Source organism: Endozoicomonas sp. SESOKO1 (assembly GCF_024606265.1).
GTDB lineage: Bacteria > Pseudomonadota > Gammaproteobacteria > Pseudomonadales > Endozoicomonadaceae > Endozoicomonas.
The window spans coordinates 1-1,032 of sequence record NZ_JAHHPP010000043.1 but is presented as its reverse complement, the minus strand read 5'-3'; the positions used below and the strand labels follow the sequence as shown (position 1 = coordinate 1,032).

The window sequence follows — 1,032 nt, the reverse complement described above, 5'->3', positions numbered from 1 at the left end:
GGGACTGTAAATATTCCTTCAGCTTGACGACTGAAAAGTGGGGGCAGTACCTTCTGAATTTTTACTGGAACTCTGGGTCGGTGTTTGTCCGAGTAGAAGAGGCCGTTACCGACCTCAACCCTCACAGACCCGGACGAGCGCGATTAACGCATCCGGTTCCTCACGGTTATTGGTTCACTAGCCGACGACCGTATGAATACCGATGATGGATTTTCGGCGGTACCAAGGGGAAACGACTCATAAGCAGATTGAATTTCTCCCACGTGATACGGCTCTTCTGCGAACGCCGACTGAGCCACTTGTGCCAGATTTCCTTCACTCGATGTAGGATCGTATTTAACGCTTTGGCGTTACCCGTTATTCCGAAGTATGCGTAGTGCCCCCGAAGCTTTCGGTTGAGCGCTACATATTGTTCACCCAGTGACTTATGCCTTGATTTCCGACAGTACTGGTTGAACGACTTCAGAGTTTTGGCCATTCGCCCTTTTGCTGTTTTCTGGTAGACAACAGTATTCCCTTTCCGGGAAGTTCCCCAAAAGTGGGTAAACCCAAGGAAATCAAAGCTTACCGGATTGCCAATGCGCTTGTTTTCTTTCCGGCAGTGAGGCCGAAAGTCAACACATCGTGTTTTCTCCGGGTGCAGTGTAAGCCCGAAACATTCAAACCGCTTCGGCAGCACTGCTTTAACCTTGTTGCAATCTTTCTGGACCGAAAATACCATGACAAAGTCATCAGCAAATCTCGTCAGATTGCATCTTCCACGCATCCTTGGCTGGACTGTCTGAGTAAACCAGTCATCCAATATATAGTGAAGATAAATGTTGGCTAGTAACGGTGAAATTACTCCGCCCTGTGGTGTCCCCTGCGTCGGGTAGACAAGCTCCCCGGACTCAAGAATACCTGCCTTCAACCATTTATCGATCAGTTTTCTTACTACGCCATCGGCCACTCGTCTGTCTAGAAACTGTCTCAGATGACCGTGGTCAATCGTATCGAAATACTTTTGTATATCCACGTCCAACACCCAGCAGG

1 protein-coding gene is annotated in these 1,032 nt (G+C 48.6%); it reads right to left on the bottom strand.

Annotated elements, in window-relative coordinates:
* Positions 1-166: 166 nt before the first annotated feature.
* Positions 167-1,032, bottom strand: an 866-nt coding sequence (locus KDK13_RS02530; RefSeq protein WP_257283249.1) for a reverse transcriptase domain-containing protein, incomplete at its 5' end; no start/stop codon positions are given.